21 protein-coding genes are annotated in these 20,454 nt (G+C 33.0%); all 21 read right to left on the reverse strand.

Annotated elements, in window-relative coordinates:
• Nucleotides 1–3: 3 nt before the first annotated feature.
• A complete protein-coding gene (locus tag JEM65_RS07905; protein ID WP_199598404.1) occupies nt 4–675 on the reverse strand; it encodes an FkbM family methyltransferase in 672 nt (223 codons plus the stop codon).
• Nucleotides 672–1,811: a glycosyltransferase family 4 protein gene (locus tag JEM65_RS07910; RefSeq protein WP_199598405.1), complete on the reverse strand. Its 1,140-nt coding sequence runs from the start codon at nt 1,809–1,811 to the stop codon at nt 672–674. The genes JEM65_RS07905 and JEM65_RS07910 overlap by 4 nt, the downstream gene beginning before the upstream one ends.
• 3 nt (nt 1,812–1,814) lie before the next feature.
• Nucleotides 1,815–2,801, reverse strand: a complete 987-nt coding sequence (locus JEM65_RS07915; protein WP_199598406.1) for a class I SAM-dependent methyltransferase — start codon at nt 2,799–2,801, stop codon at nt 1,815–1,817.
• Entirely contained in the window at nt 2,802–3,881 is a 1,080-nt protein-coding gene (locus JEM65_RS07920; protein ID WP_199598407.1) for a glycosyltransferase family 4 protein, read from the reverse strand.
• Entirely contained in the window at nt 3,872–5,281 is a 1,410-nt protein-coding gene (locus JEM65_RS07925) for a hypothetical protein (protein ID WP_233530573.1), read from the reverse strand. The genes JEM65_RS07920 and JEM65_RS07925 overlap by 10 nt, the downstream gene beginning before the upstream one ends.
• Nucleotides 5,282–5,303: 22 nt before the next feature.
• On the reverse strand, nt 5,304–5,999 hold the full coding sequence (locus JEM65_RS07930) for an acylneuraminate cytidylyltransferase family protein (protein ID WP_199598408.1): 696 nt from the start codon (nt 5,997–5,999) through the stop codon (nt 5,304–5,306).
• Nucleotides 5,999–7,156 (reverse strand): UDP-N-acetylglucosamine 2-epimerase, encoded by a 1,158-nt coding sequence (gene neuC / locus JEM65_RS07935; protein ID WP_199598409.1) that lies wholly within the window; start codon nt 7,154–7,156, stop codon nt 5,999–6,001. The genes JEM65_RS07930 and neuC overlap by 1 nt, the downstream gene beginning before the upstream one ends.
• A complete protein-coding gene (locus JEM65_RS07940; protein WP_199598410.1) occupies nt 7,153–8,151 on the reverse strand; it encodes an N-acetylneuraminate synthase family protein in 999 nt (332 codons plus the stop codon). Before JEM65_RS07940 ends, neuC begins: the two co-directional genes overlap by 4 nt.
• A gap of 474 nt (nt 8,152–8,625) precedes the next feature.
• Nucleotides 8,626–9,411, reverse strand: coding sequence for a hypothetical protein (locus tag JEM65_RS07945; protein ID WP_199598411.1), 786 nt, complete (start codon nt 9,409–9,411; stop codon nt 8,626–8,628).
• Nucleotides 9,404–10,180, reverse strand: a complete 777-nt coding sequence (locus JEM65_RS07950) for a class I SAM-dependent methyltransferase (protein ID WP_199598412.1) — start codon at nt 10,178–10,180, stop codon at nt 9,404–9,406. Before JEM65_RS07950 ends, JEM65_RS07945 begins: the two co-directional genes overlap by 8 nt.
• Nucleotides 10,177–11,091 carry a glycosyltransferase family 2 protein gene (locus JEM65_RS07955; RefSeq protein ID WP_199598413.1) on the reverse strand — a complete coding sequence of 305 codons (915 nt, stop codon included), beginning with the start codon at nt 11,089–11,091 and terminating at the stop codon, nt 10,177–10,179. The genes JEM65_RS07950 and JEM65_RS07955 overlap by 4 nt, the downstream gene beginning before the upstream one ends.
• Nucleotides 11,081–12,343, reverse strand: a complete 1,263-nt coding sequence (locus JEM65_RS07960) for a UDP-glycosyltransferase (RefSeq protein ID WP_199598414.1) — start codon at nt 12,341–12,343, stop codon at nt 11,081–11,083. The genes JEM65_RS07955 and JEM65_RS07960 overlap by 11 nt, the downstream gene beginning before the upstream one ends.
• Nucleotides 12,340–13,446: a non-hydrolyzing UDP-N-acetylglucosamine 2-epimerase gene (gene wecB, locus JEM65_RS07965; RefSeq protein ID WP_233530574.1), complete on the reverse strand. Its 1,107-nt coding sequence runs from the start codon at nt 13,444–13,446 to the stop codon at nt 12,340–12,342. The genes JEM65_RS07960 and wecB overlap by 4 nt, the downstream gene beginning before the upstream one ends.
• A gap of 248 nt (nt 13,447–13,694) precedes the next feature.
• Complete coding sequence (locus tag JEM65_RS07970; protein WP_199598415.1) at nt 13,695–14,531, reverse strand: glycosyltransferase family 2 protein; 837 nt, start codon at nt 14,529–14,531, stop codon at nt 13,695–13,697.
• A 4-nt stretch (nt 14,532–14,535) separates the two neighbouring features.
• Nucleotides 14,536–15,339: a glycosyltransferase family A protein gene (locus tag JEM65_RS07975; protein ID WP_199598416.1), complete on the reverse strand. Its 804-nt coding sequence runs from the start codon at nt 15,337–15,339 to the stop codon at nt 14,536–14,538.
• 35 nt (nt 15,340–15,374) lie between these two features.
• Entirely contained in the window at nt 15,375–16,280 is a 906-nt protein-coding gene (locus JEM65_RS07980) for a glycosyltransferase (protein ID WP_199598417.1), read from the reverse strand.
• A complete protein-coding gene (locus JEM65_RS07985) occupies nt 16,281–17,108 on the reverse strand; it encodes a class I SAM-dependent methyltransferase (protein ID WP_199598418.1) in 828 nt (275 codons plus the stop codon).
• A 10-nt stretch (nt 17,109–17,118) separates the two neighbouring features.
• Nucleotides 17,119–17,757: a CmcI family methyltransferase gene (locus tag JEM65_RS07990; protein ID WP_199598419.1), complete on the reverse strand. Its 639-nt coding sequence runs from the start codon at nt 17,755–17,757 to the stop codon at nt 17,119–17,121.
• Nucleotides 17,750–19,051: an ABC transporter ATP-binding protein gene (locus JEM65_RS07995; protein ID WP_199598420.1), complete on the reverse strand. Its 1,302-nt coding sequence runs from the start codon at nt 19,049–19,051 to the stop codon at nt 17,750–17,752. The genes JEM65_RS07990 and JEM65_RS07995 overlap by 8 nt, the downstream gene beginning before the upstream one ends.
• Nucleotides 19,052–19,058: 7 nt before the next feature.
• Nucleotides 19,059–19,889: a class I SAM-dependent methyltransferase gene (locus JEM65_RS08000; protein WP_233530575.1), complete on the reverse strand. Its 831-nt coding sequence runs from the start codon at nt 19,887–19,889 to the stop codon at nt 19,059–19,061.
• A gap of 143 nt (nt 19,890–20,032) precedes the next feature.
• Nucleotides 20,033–20,380: a four helix bundle protein gene (locus JEM65_RS08005; protein WP_199598422.1), complete on the reverse strand. Its 348-nt coding sequence runs from the start codon at nt 20,378–20,380 to the stop codon at nt 20,033–20,035.
• Between the last annotated feature and the right edge of the window lie 74 nt (nt 20,381–20,454).

A 20,454-nucleotide genomic window follows, 5' to 3' on the forward strand; every position in this document is an offset into this window, starting at 1 on the left:
TTTTTATAATGAAGGGCCCGCTAAATTGATAATTTCATAGCAGCCAAACCTTTTAGTGATATATGGATAATTTAGTTGCCTAAAAAATTCTTCCAATTTTAAATAAGTGGGTTTGCCATCAACAAAATGATGGGAGGCAATTGCAAAGTTGGGTCTATACTTCTCAATAATAGCTCTACAGCCTTCAACAGAAGAGGCGACAGGACCTGCTTCCTGAAAACCTACCAAAGCCGCTTCACGCCACAGTAGTTCTTTATGCACACTGTAATTATCAAGATGGGTATTAAGGATAGAATTAGAGTTTAATTCGTCAACATTGTATCTATCGGGTTCAAAACAATAGACGAATCCATTGTCTCCAACCTTCTTTGAGAATAACATACCTAAAATACCAACATTAGCGTCGCCATCAATGACAATATCTCCTTGCTTAACCTTGTAAAAATGCTGGTAGTGGTCCAAATCTGGAGTGATGGCATATAAGGGCTCATTAGTGAAAAAAGTTAAATCCTCATAGATGGTTTCATAGATAACGTTTAATCCTTCCTTCTGAAAGAATTTGTATTTTATTCGTCTATCAGCTAAAATATTATACCAAATTAACTTTAGATGTTCTTTAATCATACTCTTTGGCAAGCTTCTAATCGTCTTTTTTATTGATTTTTTTACGTTCATTGTCTAATACATATATTGTAAAAATCGATATTGCGCTGCGTGATCACTTCTGCTGAAAATTTTTCAATCACATGCTGCCGTCCTGCTTTACCAAATCTATTGCATTTAGGTATATCATTCAACAACTCAATAATTTTTTCAGCATATAATAAGTGGTCTTTCGGATTTATAGCATATCCAGTAACACCATCGACCATCATCTCATTAGCCCATCCCACGTTTGAGCTGACCAAGGCTTTTTCCATGGCCAAGGTTTCTAACCAGGTCATTGGAAAGGCCTCCGCAAAACTTGGTAATAAAACGATATGAGAACGTGCAATATATTCGTTTACGTTCGCATAAGGCACCTCATTCAAATAGCTAACTCTTTTTTTTGCTTCGGGAGACAATATCTTCTGAAAAAGTGATAGGGTTGAGGTTTTTTCAAAAATATCAAGTGCATCCTTTCCTATCAACAACAAACGACATTGTGGTTGGCTTTCAGCTACTTTATTAAATATTTCCGCCAACTCTAAAACACCTTTTTTTCTTATCAGGGTTCCAAAATACAACAATTGTCCTGGATTAACCTCAACATCAAAAGGTTTAAAAATATCGGTATCAATCCCATTGTGTATCGTACGAATCACTGTTTTTAAACCAAAAATTTCTTTGGTAAGCCCTGCTGTGAAGGTGCTTACGGATACAACAGCATCCGCATTTTTGAGTGCAGTCCGCTCCAAAAGACGATGCTTCCATTTTTGAGGCCGACCATCCAAATGGCAAAAATAACCATCACTGCCATGAAGACGGATAATAAGCGGTATGCTAAATGTCATATAAGCTGAAATCCCTGTCCAATCAGGTGCTTCTATGAGTTGAATGCCTTGTTTATCAACATGATTTTGGATAATCTTTTGGTAGCGTTTACGCTCCAAGTACCAGTTAAATGCACGATGTTTCTTTTTCGCTATACAAATAAGCTGTATATCTTCTTCTTTTGACACTATATCATTTTGTTGCCCTACAACAAATACAGTCACTTTTAGACCCTGTGCAATCAAACCTTTAGCTAGGTTTTTAATGCTAGTCCCCAAGCCACCACTTCTTGTCAAGCCCTTGAAAGGATATTCTGATGTTAAAAAGGCTATATGCATTTTTTAATTCTTAACCCAAACACACGCCAAATTGCGACCATTCAGCTGGGATTCGCTAATATAATTATCTTCTAAAAGTTGAAAATCCTCTGGTAATTCACTTTTTAACACTCCAAAAAAACCATACGTTCTTCGACTCACTAAATTAAAATTCTTGAGATGATTTGAGAGAAATTCAAAGGAAATTCCGTTCGTTTCTTTATTTAAATCACTTTCAATATGGATATCCGTTACACTCCAAATTTCATCTGCGCTCATCCTCTTCTTTATAATTTTTTTTCTTAATAACTCATCGTTAACCAAGTCAATGTAATCTTTTCTTCCCAGCCAAAGCTTTAATTTTCTTTTTAAATGTTTGGTGATGATTTTAAATTTAGACTGCTTTGTTTTTACTCGATTAAAATGATTTTGAAGATCATTTAATCTATTCAAATAAATAGAGTTTTGCATATAATCATTATTTGGATCCTGTAAATGAATTAATATTCCATTTGGATTTAAGAATTTATTCACTGTACTTAAAAAAGCTTCTAAATCTGGGATATGGTGAAGGACGGAACATATTAAAATAACATCATATTTTACATCTGCAATCACTGACAAATCCCCTTCCAATAATTCGTGATTTTTGCCCCATGTTAATGCCTTTTTTTCTGCCTGTACTAACATTTGTTTTGAGGTATCCAACAAAGTGATCTCATCAATGAGCTCACCTAGTTTTGACCTCAATAAAAGTTGTGTGCTTAATCCTGTGCCGCACCCAACATCCAACAGTTTTAAATTATGGAATTTAATATTTTCATTGGTCTCCAAATCTTCAACCAATAAATCTATTTGTTGTTGCAAATTATCTCGCATATCAGTATGAAGGGTATCATAGTGTATAGATTCATAATTATGAAAAACAACATTCACAACTGATTGAAATTCTTTTGGAGATAGGTTACAACCTACTTTAGACATCAATGGTTTCAACTTTTCGTATGACATTTAATTTAACAATTTAAAATGTTCTCCAACCATTCTTTCAATAGAAAAATTTTCTTGTATATTTTGATGAACAGGTTTTACAATTGATTTTTTATCATTTAAAAGATCAGTTAGGATTACTTTCAATTCATTAATATCTCCCGCCTGAAAAATATAACCATTAATACCATCTTTGATAACCTCCATATTTCCACCCACCTGTGTTGTAATTACTGGAACATTTGCTGAAAGACTCTCTAAAATGGATAAACTAAAACACTCCATATAGGTTGGTTGTATCATATAATTATAGTTACAGAAAATATTATGAAGTTCAGATGTACTACCTTTAAAGGCTACTATTTCATCAAGATTTAAAGAACTTGAAAGCATCTTTAATTCTTTCTCCATTGGTCCCTCTCCATAAATATCGACAATAATACTAGATTTAATTTCATTTGGAATTAAAGATAATGCCCGCAATAAATCCTGTATTCCTTTTGATGATCGTAAATGACATGCCACAATAAATCTATTCGTATTCAAATGATTTCGTTTTTTGAACACAGTAGTGTCAATTCCATTATATACGACTATTACCTTTGAGGTAATAAAATTACCATAATCCATTAAGATATGTCGTTTGGTATATTTAGAAACTCCAACAAAAACATCAATAAAACGACTATAAAGCAATCCTTTAAACCTCAATTTTAAACGTTTTTTCATTGAAAATCCTTCTAAAGGTCGCGGATTATGATCTATGGCTATACATTTAGCCTCCGTAATCAACTTCACCTTTTTATAAAAGGCTGAACACAATTCCGTAAAGTGTGTGATCACATGACTGTATTTGAAAGAGGCCTCACTTATGTACTCTAAAAATAATGCCTCTACAGTGGTATTTCCCGCCAAATTAATATTCAAGTTGTCATAAAAACGAATTTTAGTGTTTCCTTTAAAAAACCATTGCACGGTATAACCTTCTTTTTTTACCTTCTCATCAAAAGCTATAAAAAATCGATCCATACCTCCTATACGATTTTCTTTTATTTCGTAGTTACATATTATAGCAATAGATTTTAAAGTTATTAGAGACATGCTTTAATTGTTTTGGCAATACGTTCTGAAGTTCCCATTAATTGGCAGCTTACTTGAAGTTGCAATAATTCTTGCTGAGCTTCTATCCGAATTGTTGGCTCTGACAAAGCCTTATTAATCTCATCTATCAAGTCTTTTTCGTTTTTCACGATGGCTACTGCCCCACTCTCCACGACACGCTTATAATGAGCAAATTTCAAAAAACGTTGATCATTATACAACCCATTCTGTATATTTCCAAAAACAGGATTAATAACTGCCTTATTAAAACACATAGCATCCAAACTCATGGTAGAGCACATATTAATAAATACATCACAATGCTCCAATATACCTCTTAAATCTATCATGTCTCCAACGGTGGGTACACGTTGTGACCATATTTCTTGATGGCCTTCTCTACTTAATGGCCAGTCAGGATAATTCCATACTATAAAAGGAAATTCGTCTCTTAAATATTGAACTCTTTCTGCTGTTTCGGCAGGGGATGTACGGACTAAAAAGTTTGCTTTCTGATTTATTTTTTGAGATTGAATAGCCATTGCAATAGTCTCAATATACAGAGGATCGTTTTTACTAGTTGAAACATCACCACAACTAAAGCAGATTGTTTTCAGTTGCTTGTTTAAATGAAATTTATGAGAAAAGTCCTGTTTAGAGATTTTATAGCGGTCCAAAACATAAGGTTCAAATTGGGGCGTACCAACCACATGGATTCGATTTGGCAAAATTGTATTATAAAACTCCAAGAGCTCCATCTTCATTAATTGACTCCATACAAAATAATGTTTAAAATTCCCCGCCATCCTTCCTTTTGAAGCTAAATTATCCCAGCTGAAAATGAATGTTCCGGTCGGAATATTTAATTTTTCTGCGGCATATATTAGAGGTGCAATGTATTGCGGTCTTTGATGCGTAAAGAACATAAAGTCTATTTGGTCTCTTGCGAAGATTTCTAAATAAGATTTTGTCGCTTTATGATTTTTAAAGCTCAGCTGTTGCCAATAATTAAATATTTGAATCCATTTTTCCGAATGTAAAATCTCAGTAATTGCATATATCAATCTAACTGCAAAACCCCTTGGAGTATTGGTCGTGGATTTGTTCGCATCATAATTATAGGATATCCCGAAATTATCTTCCTTATGTAATCGTAAATGTGCTACTTCTTTTAGTTTCATGAAAAACCAGGTTCTAAACCTATCTGGAAATACATCCAATTCTATAACTTTGGTTTTTGATGAAAAACCTTCGAAGACTTCTTTCGGAATACAAGAATAGATGATGACTTCTCCAAAATTACCCTCTATTTCCTGTAAGCAATTACTGAGTATAAAATTCCTAAACCCAACACCGTCAGTGATTACAAGTCCTATTTTTTTTTCGATTTTGGTTTTCAATTCCAAAGATTTTAATTTAATTTTAAACTTTTTTCATTAAAATAGCCTCTGCTTTATTCCAATCTTCGTACGAATCAATATTCACACTATACTCCATTGGAGATTCAATATAGGCCAGCTTATTACCAAAGAGCGAATTTTCATTTAAGAGCACTGTAGTTTTAGTTATATAGATAACTCCATCCCGATGATATGCAGTTGGTAAATCTTGACGTCGTGAAATAACTTTTTCTTCTTTTGTAACAAGCTTTAAATGATTATTTGAATCAGGTTCAAAGGCCCAATGTGGATTATAAACATCTGGAATTTTACTCACCGAAACTAACGAGTCACAATTTGCGCTTTTAAATTTTGTAATTGCGTCTCTAATAAAACTTGTTGTTTTAAACGGACTTGTGACTTGCAGCAAACAAACGGCATCAAAATAAATATTTTGGGTTGAAAAATATTGTAATGCGTGCTGAATCACGACTATTGTTGGCGTCTGATCCTGTCCTAGCTCTTTTGGCCTCTTAAATGGTACTTCAAGCCCCATTTTTTTTGCAACGCTTATAATATCATCATCATCAGAGCTCAAAATTAAACGTGTAATACCTTTTACTTGTTTAGCAACATCAAAGGTATACTGGATCAAAGGTTTTCCTCCCAGTAATTTAATATTCTTCCCAGGAACTGACTTCGATCCTCCTCTTGCCGGTATAAGTCCTAAAATTTTCATTAATAACTTATTGTTTTATGAAAACGCAATTCCGTTGTAGCTAAAAGATCTGCTATTCTTTTACCGCTATCCCCATCACCATATATTGTACTACGTTTATTTTTAGGTTTTTTAAGTTGCTCTAAAATTGCTTGTTTAATTTGGGTCCCATCATAAGTCACGTCAATAGTGTTCTGTCCGCGTTCCCTCCGATGTTGTCGAGTACCGATATTTACTACAGGAACCCCCAAAAAAGAACATTCCCGAATTCCCACACTGCTATTCCCGATTAAACACTGGCTATGATGCAAGAGTTTTAAAAAATCAATAGCATCCATATTCTTAAAAAACCGAATATGTTTGGGGTTGAATTTCTCTCTAAAAGACCGAATCCCATTGGAGGTACCATCTGAACCCGCATCTACATTGGGCCAAAACCAAAAGGTCGGAATTTCTAATTTGTTAATAACGTTGAGGGTGGTTGTAATATCAGACTTCGCTTGATTGTATTCATTGGTGACTGGATGTTGCAACACCACAAAATAGTTTTCAGGCATCTCGGTCAAGCCGCCTACACCACCATATTTTGAAATGGGATTAAAGTCAAGTTCCGACTGATTTATTAATTCATGGGCAATATCAATCGACGGACACCCCGTATTGAAAACAAAATCAGCATCCTCTCCTAATTTTATCACACGTGCTTTGGCGTCTTCTGAAGCTACAAAATGAATGTCCGCCAACTTAGTATTGGCATGCCGCACTTTTTCATCGATATTACCAGTGACCTCACCACCTTGCAAATGAACCAGAGGAATATTTTGATAAGCCGCTGCAATTGAGGTGGCGATGGTTTCAAACCGATCAGCAATAGTGACAACTGCATCGGGTTTTAGATTGTAAAATACATTGGCAAGCTCCATAACCCCCAGTCCTGTGGTTTTGGCCATGGCGGTTTTATTCTCGCCTTCAAGTACCATAAAAACGCGTTCATCTATTTTAAAACCATCGCGCTCAATATAATCAGCGGCATTACCATAACGATCCAATAAGGCTGAACCTGCCACTACCAGTTGCAATTGTAGTTCAGGATGCTCATTGATTGCTCTTAATGCCGTTTTCACTCTGCTATAAGATGGGCGTGCAGTAATTACTACACATATTTTACGTTTTGTCATACGATATCTTCACTGTTTAAAAATTCCCATTGGGCTTTGTCATGTTGTAATGTTTTTCCAATAACCTCCATAAATTTAGCGGCTGGAATTCCTTTTTCGGCAGGTTTCTTTGCTTCCAAATCATCAAAACCCAAAACATGTCCTTGGGATAAATCCTTATTAATAGCTAATGATTTTTCAAATATAAGTTTCAGATCTTTAAAAACTAAATTATTGTCTTTATCTACGGGATTTACCATTGCCAAGTTGATATTTCTGACGGCCTCAACCAAGCACTTTGTTTCGGTTACAGTCAATGATGCCGACACATCTGGCCCAAACATTTCTTTGTTAAACACCACATGGAACTCTAAAATTTCGGCGCCAAAAACTGTAGCGGCAATGCACGTTTCCATTTTTGCAGAATGGTCAGAATAGCCTACCGTAACCTGATATCTTTGTTTTAACTCTTGTATCACATTTAATCCATATTGTTCAGGAAAAGTTGGATAGGCTGTAGTACATTGTAGAATTGACAATGGAACGCTACGTTTTTTTAAGTATGAAACCGCACTATCCAACTCTTTATAAGAACTCATCCCTGAAGATAAAATCACAGGCTTTTTCGTTTGTGAAATTTTCTCAAGTAATAATAAATTAGTAAGCTCCCCAGAACCAATTTTATAACGCTCTACACCAATTGATTCTAATAAATCTACAGCTGCATTACTAAATGGCGAACTCATAAATTCAAGTCCAACAATGTCACAATGTGCTTTTAATTCTTTCCATTGTTCAAGAGTAAACTCCATGCGTTTCCAATAATCAAATCGGGATTTATCCTGCTTTGAAAATTTAATTCTAAAGGGTTCAAAACTGCTGCTCTCTGCATCAGCAATATGAGTTTGAAATTTAATAGCATCAACTCCAGTTTTTGCCAAAGCATCTATATAGGCGTGCGCCATACCTAAACTTCCATCGTGAGCTTGTGCTATTTCTGCGATAATTAATGTCATATAAAATAATTAAGCTTTTAAAGGTATAAAGTTAAATCTTTTAAAATTCAGTATTTCAACATTTTGGCACAGAGGATAACATAAAACATCAGGAAGAACTAAAAAAAACATTACCTCAAATATATAACAAGGACGAATCTGAATTCACCTTTTTAAATTGAATATAAATTAAAAAAAGTATTGCCATTGGATCTCCTTTACTATCTTGTTTTAGGCTCTTGTAATAACACCCATGGTCTCAAAAGATTTGTAGGTAGTAATCTACGAATAAGCAAAGCACTAAATGTTAATCAACGTTTTCAATACTTTTAGCATCTACGCCTGCAAAATAACATTTATAAATTTATATGTCAATGCAGCTATGATAATACTATAGTGGCAATAGAAAAACACTTTCTGGTAATGCTCTATTCTGACTGGATAAACATTTAGATTTACCTCTATTTATCATGGCAACTTTATTTTTAGATTTAGTCATTTTAACCTCATTTGTATTTTACGCAAATATTTTGCAAATATTTGACGCGACTTAAACGTCTTATCTTTTAGAAGCACATATTCAAACGTAGTATTTTTTTGCACATCAGAAGGAGAAACTAATGCATTTATTCTATCTGTGTGGTTTTTATTAACACCATATGACCTTGCGTACCAACTATGCACTAAAATTTTGGCATCATTAAAAAAGACCGCATTAGAAATCTCATCATCTAACATTTCAGAATCTAGAAATAAAATATTTTTGTCATGCCGTCTTAACCACAAGAAAAAACAATAATAAGGCTCAAATAAACTATCGATAGAATATTCAAATTTTAAATTTTTTAATTCATCCTCAAATTCATGAGGAATGATATATTGATTTCCTAACACGTCCTTTTCATTCCAAATAGATCGAAGGCTCTCAAAGTTTAAAATGCTAAAGAACGTATTAAATACAAAAGGATTATAAGTTCTATGGGATATGTCACCGCCATCTCTAACTCCAGCAGCGGTAATATTATTTTTTTGCATATAATCAATCAAATCAAAAACGATAGATTCATCATAAAATATCACATCTTCATCAGCTAAAATCAACCATTTTATTGGCTCGGTTTTTAATTTTTTAAATATATATAATATACTATGAATACCATGCATGCCGTTTTTACCATCTATGACATATTTTCGAATACCTCTTGGAAATTTATTGCCAGTGATATTATATAGTTCGAAATTAGCTACAGTAGTAATAATTGCTACGTCCTTTTTAACCATTTCTTCGTTTATTATTTACCACAAAGTTTGACTTCTTATCATTGATCCCTTTATAAATAAAAATCATGTTATGATAAAAATGCATAGAAACTATATGTTTATCATAATATGTTTTTTCATAATTATCAATTACAAATTCAACATTATTCAAGGAGTCAATCAATGATTTAAAGTAATGATAAATTGTGCCTTGCTTATTTAAATTTTCTGAACTACCTCCATAGTCTTCCCAATATGAGGTTTGAGTATCTTCAATAACATATATACCCCCAATTCTTAATTTTGGAAACAAATACTGAAACGTAGCTATTACGTGTTCATTAATATGACTCCCATCATCAATTATCAAATCAAAACCACTCGCTTCCTGAGCGATTTTTTCCAACAATTGCTTGTCATCTTGGCTTCCTTTATAAATTTTTATCCTTCGTTCCTGTAAAAAGGATTTATCGTAAATATCGAGTGCATATATTTTAGCAAGAGGAAAAAACGTTTTCCACATTCTTAAAGAATTTGCACCCAAATAAGGGTCAGTATAACCACCAACACCAATTTCCAATAGATTGATTCTTTTAAATCTATAACTATTAAAATGGTGTTGATAATGTTGAGCATAATGGTGTCCACCAGCTTTATCAGTTTTATGAATTTTTGCTATTTCATTTAAATTATTTAAATAAAAGCACGCTTTATAGTGTCGAAATCGATATTTCAACTTTAATCTTTTCTGATAAGATAAAGTTTTTTTTGCAATGGCTTTTATACTCATATGTAATTATCATCTGGGTGCCAATATACAATGCCTTTCGGCAAAGTAACAAATTCAGTGTAGGTTTTATAGGATAACCTAACATTGCATTTAAATATGTTTGAAAGATTACGTAGTACATCAAAAAGGCCTTGAAAGATGGCCAAGGTCGCTAGCATATTCCCTTTAAATGTTTTCCGTCTGATCTGACTTGATAAACTGGATAAAAATCTAATAAACATCACTCTCTTGGGATAGCAAATAAAATACAAATACCAACCTGAGCGCAATGAACGACGCTGTCGCAATAAAAAATCGTTATCTATTTTACGTGCTTTCATATTGACACGATGGTGCACCAATATTTCAGGTACATAATGTATTTGCCAATCGTTTTTAAACAATTGCATTGAGGCAAAACTTTCTTCCCCATAGAATTCAAACCATTCAGGATAATCAGGAATTAGCCTCCAAGCATCCATACGCCAGACATGTCCACATCCCACAAAATCACTTACTTGATGTGCATGGTCTAATGTAACATGAGTTCTGGGTGGCTCCAAGCCCCAAAACACCCTAAAAGCTATTAATCCACAAGTTAAATTGTCATTAAAATATTCCTCTATAATTTCTAAAGTATTTGAAGATATAAAATGGGCATCATCATCTAAAGAAATGGCATAAAGTGCTGATGTTCTATTTAACATATAATTTCTGTTATACAAAAGACCTTTGCTCAACTTATGACTGATGAGCTGTATTTTTGGATAATTCAGTGACACAAAGTCAGAAGTACCATCGTTTGACCCATCATCGCAAACCATACACTCCATTTCATACCTGTCAATTAGAGTCGCTATATTTTGAAGTGTTATTTTCAAATCATTTAATCTATTTTTGGTTGTAATCAGAATAGAAAACTTAGTTGACATTTCGGAAAATATTTTGAAACTGTGATTCTAAAAATTTAGCAGAGACAAAACCCTCTAAATCTGGTCGGTCTAATTTAAGGTTTTCTTTATCAATCTTCCATTGATCATACAATTGTCCCAATAATAACGCAATACGCTCTATATCATCAACTTCAGACCAGTAAGGATAGTTTTCTCCCAGCAATCTTTTGCTTTCACTATAAAATGGCCCTAATACCAAAATCGGTTTATTAGCAAGCACACAATGTGGAAATTTACCTGGTAAAAACGGACTGATTTCTGATTTTGATTCCAAAATCACATTGATGCTCACATTGTTCTGCACAATGTATGCTTCATCATAAGGCACATTTCCCTGACTATAATAGAGTTGTGAAATATTGGATGCATAGTCTAAAAGTAATTGTTCATGGTCAGGAGCTCCTCCAAGAAAGATTAACTGACTATTATCCAACGCTTCTGGATGTTTTTTCAAAAACAATAAAAAACCTTCAATGAGTCCATTTGGTGGGCGCTGTTTCATTAAATTACCGGCGTGTAAAATTGAGAAATGATTTCTTTTTAAGTAGCTCGGAAGTTTCTTGTCGCCTTCTGAATGTCCAAACAAATGTTGATGGGGTATTACAATTCCTGTTTTTATGAAATTTGGGAAGTAACTCCCCATCCAATCCCTAAGCATTAAACTCGGAAATACCGAATATTTTGCTTTTTCAGAAACATCTTTAAAAAAACGCTCTTTACTTCTATAGCCATCTTCTATCCAATTGTAGGGTCTTGGATAAAAATGAAACGGATAAGGATCATGCACATAGGCCATCCATTTACTATGCAGATTTGGTAATCTCAAGAAAGCATGGTGCGTTCTGAAACTAGCCCCTTTACTTAGCGTAATTATTAATTCTTCATTAGAATAATGTCTTTTAACAGCCTTCGCAATACTATTTGAATCATTGTAAAAAGAGAATGAAAACCCAAATATAGCATCTACTTTTTTGAAAATATCTATTTTAAAATGTCGATTTATTAATCTTCTAACTCGACTTAAAACATATAAGACATTGAACTTCCTTTCTTTTATCGGAGTACAACCCAAACCTTCAATAGTTGCAAGTCTTCTTGTGTAGTGAAGCACGGAAACATTATAACCTATAGTAACTAAATTTTTAATTAAAGCAACATTTGCTTTACTACCACTACTATCATTAACATCAATCGATTCTGCAACTATTAAAATACGTTGTTTGGCAGTCATTTAAATATCATTTTTATTTGTTGAGCAATCTGAATAGCAGCGGTTCCATCACCATACGGGTTTTCCAATATGTCTCTTTTTTTGGTGTCATCTAAAATAGAATTTGCGTATTTTGTTATTTTTTCAACCGATGACCCAACTAAAATAGAGCAACCTGATTCTAAACCTTCCGGTCGCTCTGTTACATCACGTGTAACCAATACAGGCACACCAAAAGTAGGTGCTTCTTCTTGAATGCCTCCCGAATCAGATATCACCAAAGTGGTTTGGCCTAACAACCAGACCATACTAGCATAATCTAATGGCTCTATTAGCATGATATTAGGATGAGACCCTAATGCTGCAAAAGCAGGGTTACTTACTTTAGGATTTAAATGAACGGGAAACACAAGATAAACATCTTTCCGTTTTGCAATCTCTAAAAGTGCTTGACACATATTATCAAACTTGTTCCCAAAATTTTCTCGTCGGTGTCCTGTTATTAAAATAATCTTTTTATTAAAATCTAATTTTTGCTTTAAAACATTTATAGTAGGCGTCATAAAACCACTATCGATCTTAAGTTTAGCAATATGCAAGGCATCAACAATGGTATTTCCAGTAAGATATATTTGTGAGGACAAGATACGTTCATTTAATAAATTTTGCATAGCACTTGGTGTTGGAGCAAAATGAAAATCGGCAAGTCTCCCTGTTAACTGTCTATTTATTTCTTCAGGAAAAGGAGCATATTTATTATGTGTCCGCAAACCAGCTTCAATATGCCCTACTTTGATGCCATTTTGAAATGCTGATAAAGCCACCATTGTCGATGTAGTGGTATCCCCATGTACCAAGACTAAGTCAAAATGTTCTTGTTTTAGAACAGCGTCAATTCCTAAAATAATCCGTGCACTAAGCTCATTCAAACTTTGGTTATTTTGCATCAAGTCTAAATCAAAATCAGGTTTGATTTCAAAAAAATACAATACTTGATCCAGCATCTCACGATGTTGTGCCGTTACACAAATTTTGAAATTTAGACCTTTCCTTTTTAGTGCATAGCATACTGGAGCCATTTTTATAGCTTCTGGACGAGTACCAAAACAGACGAGTATCTTCAAAATAATTTTATTCTAAAATCCTTATTTTTTTAATTTATAAAAATTTATAAATTTAAATTTAAGCACTAATTTATTAGTATAGAAAATAAATTTTCATTTTTTAATCAACAAAAATTGCTCTCTAAATTCTCTAGACAACCGCTAATACACTCTTAATAAGACCATTTAACTTGTCAAGGTAATATCAATTACATGAAACTCAATCTTTTCTAAATCAATTAAAATTTCCATTTATTTATTTCAAGAAATTAAAAATACAATCTTTTTAGGCCTATGATTTTATATAAATTAGCTTGTAAAAAACCTTCTGTTATTTTATAAAACAAAAACGTACTATTTAAGATTCTTAACTTAAAAGCTCTACTTTCACTATGAACGTTACTAGAGCCTTGGCTTATATGGACTATTCTTATATCTGGATTAATCATTTGGCGAGTATCTGGCAATTGTTTTTTAATTCTATAAGACAGCTCAACATCTTCGCCATACATAAAAAAACATTCATCAAACCCGCCAACAGATTTGATGACATCAGATCTAACAAAAAAATCAGCTCCAGAAACATAATCCACTTCATAAGGGCTTTTAGAGGTTGTTGGGATTATATTATTATACATGTTTGAATAAAAAGATTTTTTATAAAAGTATTTCAGAAAGGATCCCTTGACGAATAACCTATAACTTGGAAAATTCCCTGCTGAAACATTATAAGATAAATCAGTTTTAAGTAATTTAGCGCCTACAACAGACACTTTTTTATTAATTGGGTTTTCCATAAAATCAAACATTTGTTTTATGGCATTATCAAGTAAGTACGTATCCGTATTGAGTAGCAAAAAATAAGCCCCATTAGCTATCTCCATGCCACTATTATTGGCTCTACCAAACCCAAGATTGTGATTATTTTCAATAATTATCACGTCTGGAAATTTAGCTCTAATAAATTCCACTGAATCATCTACTGAATTATTATCTACCATGATAATCTCAAAACTAATAGTCTTGGTAAATTCATAGACCGATGCAATAGCTTTGGTTGTGAGACCACAAGTATTATAGTTTACTAAGATTATACTAACATCCATCAATTTATTCAATATCTATTTTATAAGACTTTAATTTACCTTCTTCTTTAAAATTTAACCATGAACTAGACTTATTTACTGTTTTGATATAGTAGTCCTGCTCTTCTGTTAAGTTGGAAGAGTCCATATACCAACCACCATGAATTGCAATGTAAGGATATTTGGTTCTTATAGCTTTGAAAAAATTCTGCCAGATAGGCTTAATACTTTTTGGCCTGTACAAAGCAAACGTAGTGTCAATTCCTGCTACGTAATTTCCGTCCAAATTCTGATTTTTCCAAAATTTGGCTTCCCATTTTAATATTGATTCTTTTAAATTATTTTCATTTGGTATGTCATCTATTTTTAAACTAAAGCCTACTTTATTAACCTCTGGATTATTATCTAATATAATTTTAAAGTAATTTAAAAAATCATGTGGGCATTCGCTTAAAGGAACTATGTCAGGATCTGTTACAACAAAATATCCCTTAGCATATCTGTTAAAAATTTCCTTTTGATTCCAAAAAACGCGATGTCCATAGTTAGTTTCTAATCGATGTAAAGTAATATTACTATTTAAGGTGTTGAAGAATTTCAAAAGTGGTGGATATGTGGAGTTATTATCCAAAATCACAATATTCGTATAACTACTTTTTGTCAAAAACTCTAATGACTGCTTTAAATAAAACAATTGATTAAAACTTATAATTATGATTGGTATGGTTTTATAATCTTTACGTTGTGCTTTGACTGTAGGATTAAATAACTCATTGTAATAATAAGTAACTTCGAACCTAAATCTAAGCAAAAAATCTTTTATCCTCAATTGGTCCAATATGTATGCAATAGCTTTTTTGATAGTTATTTTCTTTTTATTAGGGCTTTAACAAATGTCATTAAAAATTTATAAAATGATTTTACGTTATAATTTCTTAAATGCCAAATCCATAAAAAGCACCATTCTTTAAATGTAAATTGCCGTACGTTCAACGTTCGCTCCAAATAGCCTTTTACAATATCAAACCGTTGAAATTTTTCAAACCTATTTAACTTTTGATCAACCAAAAACTTGTAAAACATTGCAGATGCTGTTCGTTTTACATGAATATTATCTTGTTTACCAGAAATGCTGACATTAGAATCTCTTATGTAAACCACGCCTTCATTAATGGTATATATAGGCAAATCTTCTGAAAACTCTAACCAAGCCCTATCATCACTATGCCATGCCAAAGGGTAATCATAAAATTTATGAGTTGCCCAAGATTCTTTAAGAAAAATGTATTCTGATAGAGAGCTTCTCGTAGCAAATTTTAATTTTCTATGGTAGGAACATTCCGAATACTCCCACTCGGGGTGAATATATAACTTTGATATGGTTTGATTCTTCTCATATATCATTCGTGTTGCAAACCGAATGACATTTGAGTGTTTATTAAAAGTATTAAAATTCTGGTACCATAATTGGACCACATTGACATCTAAAACATCATCATCACCCAAAACCATTATCCATCTTTCGTCTGTTGTCATTTCTATACAACGCTCCCATTGTTTTATTAATGAAATGCCACCAAGGTTATTTTCAAATCTTTTATACACTAATTCGATTTGTTTCTCATGCTCTTTTATCAGTCTCGTTGGATGATCGGGACTCGCATCATCTCCAATGTAAACTTTAAAACGCTTATCAGATTGGTTCGACAATGATTTCAATGTAGCTTCAAAAAACTTGAGTTTGTAATATGGGATAACAATAGCAAGCATTTATTTTAACATTTTCTTGATAAAGCTGAAAGGTCTCAAAATAAAATTTCCTAATCTATAGGAATTTGAATTATATACTTTATTAGATTCATTTTTAATTTGGTTCTTAATCTCTAATTTTAAAATTTGACTACCTTCAAAAATAGAGTCATTTTTTTCTTGAAATAAATCATCGGAAGCTATCGCGATAAGATATAAAGGACAAGATTCAATTTGTTGAATTTGTGAATATTCCCCTGTATAAAATAATGTTTTATCTTGATTTTTATCTTCTAAAATTATTGAATTACCATTAAAATAATGTTGAGTAAATAATTGGTAGAATTTAAAATTATCAGATACTAATTCTACAAATTCGTTTTTATATAATTCCTTAATATGAAATTTATTTGAAAATTTTCTTTTATCAGAATAATATAGCTTATCAGGAGTTGAGATAATTAAAATTCCTTCACGCTTTAATACTCTTTTAATTTCAATCATCATTTCATGATGTTTATCATGATGCTCGATGGTTTCAAAGCTTATTACTACATCTATACTTGAATCATTTAAAGGAATTGCACTTGTACTTCCTACTAAAAATTCTAGATTTTTATTTTTATATTTTTGTCTAGCCTCAGTTATTGTCATTTCATCTAGATCAACTCCATAAACAAATGAAGCTTTTTCACTCATTAAATTACTGCCATATCCTTCTCCGGATGCAATGTCTAAAATTATTTTGTTCTCAATAAAAGATGAGACAAGAGCATAACGGTGTATATGATCTATTGTATCTCTAGTATAAATAAATGTCTCTAACCTTTCTCCACTCCAATTTTTCATTCTTATAATTCTATATATTCTTTTTCAAATAACCATTTACATTAAATGTTCCATTCTTTCCAAACATATCACACCACTTTCTATCAACCGTATATTCAGGGTGAGTCGTTAAAAATTCACGAATAGCTTTAAGTGGTCCACCTTTAAATTCTTTTTCTAATCCAAGTTCATTAATAATTCCATCTTCAATAATAAAATATGAATCTTTAGACACAATATGGTGGAACTTGTTTAATATTCCTATTGTATCAATATATTGATGTGAAGCATCTTCGATAATCAAAATCTTCTCAAAACCATTAGCTAAATTAATGTCATAAGCCTCCCAACCAACATCAAAATATTTGATTCGATGGTGCTCTTTAATTTTTGGATCTATAATATTAACAATGTCTATTGTATGAAGCTCTCCTTTTCCAATAAGATCCAAAAGATCCGCAATATAAAGCGCCCCTCCTCCTTTATTTGTACCAATTTCAATCACTAAATCTGGCTTAACCTCCCAAAGAATCATCTGGTACATTAAATAATCAAATGGGCATTTTACTGCCCTAATTCCCTTGTAAGTTACATTGTGATGACCTTTAACAATTGATTCTACAGTAACTTTTACTGCTTCATCTTTACTGATTTTATTAAATCTAATCATTTTTCTTCATTTTATGAGATTCCCATTTTAAATTTGGCCGTATAACACCAGGAAGACTACCAACATAATCCCCCCTTGTTGGACTATTTTTCAAATCTTCAACGACATTAAATGCAATTGCATCCCTTTCATGAAAATGTACCTTAAAAGGATCATGTGTCACTAAAGCAACTCCAACTACTATGACTCCTTCTGAGAAAATATTCTCATAAATCCATACTGTTGCTTCGTAAATCCCTGATTGCTTTTTCTCATGATATAGAATCGTATTGTTCTCATGAGAATCAAAAATGTTAACACCGCTAGAATTAAAAAAATTAAGTGCTGAATGAATTTTATGTCCGGAGTCTATTACTTCATAAGTAACAGTAACACCTATTTTTTGTGTGATTTTAAAATTATCAATCATTTCAAAGGCTTGATCATGTGCCTTTACAGATAATAATTTAACAATGTCATTACCATTTTTGTTTTTCCAAACTTTAGAAGAAGTTGCCCCGAACTCCGTACTCAAATAAGTATCTATGACATGAGAAACTTTTCCACTTTTAATAATATGTCCATTTTTCATTAATATAGCCCTAGTACATAGACGCATAATTGAATCCATATTATGACTCACAAACAATACAGTTCGCCCTTCCCCTTTGCTAATATCCTGCATTTTGCCAATGGCTTTTTTCTGGAACTCCGCATCGCCAACCGCCAACACCTCATCAATCACTAATATATCAGGTTCTAAATGAGCGGCTACCGCAAAAGCCAATCGTACGGTCATCCCAGAGGAATAGCGTTTTACAGGCGTATCAATATAGCGTTCACACCCAGAAAAGGAAATGATTTCGTCAATCTTAGAATGAATTTCATTTTTGGTCATTCCCAAAATAGCACCATTCAGATATATATTTTCACGCCCAGTCATTTCGGGATGAAACCCAGTACCTACTTCCAATAGTGAAGCTATTCTTCCTTTCGTTTTGATTTCGCCAGTGGTAGGGCTAGTGACTCTTGAAAGAATTTTTAATAAGGTGGATTTACCCGCACCATTTTTACCGATAATACCCAATACCTCGCCACGCTTCACTTCAAAGTTGATGTCTTGTAAGGCCCAAACGTAATCACTTTCCGCTTTGGTACTGCGGTCATTCACTTCTCCAATTTTTAAAAACGGATCCTCTTTACCGCGTACTTTATGCCACCAACGGTTCAAATCATGACTGATCGTGCCCGTACCTACAGTACCCAAACGGTACTGCTTACTTATGTTTTCAGCCTTTAAAATAATATCAGTCATTAAAATATCATTTGGGGTTTCTATAAATTACAACTTGACTTCTGGCACCAAAACTACGAATTGTAAGAGGCACATAAGCCTCAAACTCTAAGGCTTTTCGTTTGAAATGCCCCATATTATTTTGATTTATTGGCAATAACCTATTAAAGCGTTCAAAAATTCCTAAAGGTGTTATTTGTACCGTTCTAAAAAACTTATGTCCTACTTTGCTGTAATGTGCTGAACTATTATCTCTTGGCGGATGTGGGTCTGATGCCTCCCACTGCTTGAAGGCTTTGGGTTGAAACCATTTTGAGGGCCTATCGTTCATGGGCGTAGCCCAGCGCAATTCATCTAAAACCTTACTATTCACTGCCGTTTCAAAAAAACGTGCTTCTCCACTCCGCTTCAACACATAGGCCACTTTTTTCAAAATCTCTTTTTCCAAATCTAAGGTTAAATGATGTAAAAAAGCTTTTCCTATCACAAAGTCAAATGTCTCAGCTGGCAAATCACTCGTTGTAAAATCACCACTAACAAATCTTATGGGATGCTTAAATGGATAGCTGTCATTTAAAACAGCTACAATAGCACAACTACGTTCTGAAATATCATTTGCGACAACCCTCGCACCAAGTGCCGCTAGAATTGCAGCATTTCTACAATCACCACAACCTAATTCTAAAATGTCCATTCCTGCCACTTTACTTTGAAAATCACCCATATACATTCCAACCCAACTAATATGTGTAGATGTAACAGTTGCCATATAGGTCTCTAAATTATCTAATACTTTAAGTATAGAATCCACGTTTACATTTTGATAAAGTTTATCATAATGCAATCGATTTGAATCCATGTTTTGTTGACTACTCTTCTCCGCTTTCATCACACTTTTTGTTATTATATCTAAAATTTCTCCTTGAGCTTATCGAAATGTTTTAATTGTTACTAGTGAGAGGTGAAGAGTGAAAAGTGAAGAGTGAGACGTGAGAAGCTTGGTTATTTACTCTGAATGTAATTTCTAAAACCAATTAATAACCGCTTTACTTCCAACAACACACCTTCAAATTCTTTATTTATATTACAATATTTTAATCGAACTGCTATCAAATAGTGCGTCTCCAGTTCTGCCAACGAACCCAATGCAATATGCAAAAATTGAATCAATTCTTTATCACCCTTTCTCCCTGCCCCTTCAGATATATTTGCAGGTATAGAAACAACTGCTCTCCGAATTTGATTTGTCAAACCAAATTTTTCATCACTAGGAAATTGTGAAGATAGCCGATAAACTAATTCCACCAAATCCATACTTTTTTTCCAAACGTCTAAATCCTTATGATCCATCCTATTCATTATTCACTATTAACTTTTCGCTCCTCACTACTCACCTCTCACTACTCACTTCTCACTTCTCACTT

The sequence above is a fragment of the Gelidibacter salicanalis genome, from assembly GCF_016469035.1.
Lineage (GTDB): Bacteria > Bacteroidota > Bacteroidia > Flavobacteriales > Flavobacteriaceae > Gelidibacter > Gelidibacter salicanalis_A.